The organism is Colwellia sp. MB02u-9, assembly GCF_014077085.1.
Lineage (GTDB): Bacteria > Pseudomonadota > Gammaproteobacteria > Enterobacterales > Alteromonadaceae > Cognaticolwellia.
In genome coordinates this window covers 1-279 of the sequence record NZ_JACGVF010000034.1, presented here as the reverse complement: position 1 = coordinate 279, position 279 = coordinate 1, and the positions used below count along the sequence as shown (strand labels likewise).

Genomic DNA, 279 nt, shown 5'->3' with positions numbered 1-279 from the left:
TCTCGTAGCCTGATTGAAGCCAGCTTAGATCCATTGGTCACCATCAGTGCCGAAGGTAAGATTACTGACGTGAACACCGCGACTGAGAAGGTGACGGGTGCAGAGCGTGCCAGCCTCATTGGCAGCGACTTTGCTGATTACTTCACCGATCCTGAAGAAGCCCGTAAAGGTTACGAGCAAGTATTCTCAAAAGGCTATGTCACCGACTATCCGCTAGCGATACGTCATGTATCAGGCAAGCTCACCGACGTACTCTATAACGCCAGTGTATACAAAGAT

Annotated in this window: 1 protein-coding gene; it reads left to right on the top strand. The window is 49.8% G+C overall.

Annotated features, from left to right (window positions below):
- Positions 1-279, top strand: a 279-nt coding sequence (locus H4J65_RS00120; RefSeq protein WP_182193938.1) for a PAS domain S-box protein, incomplete at both ends; no start/stop codon positions are given.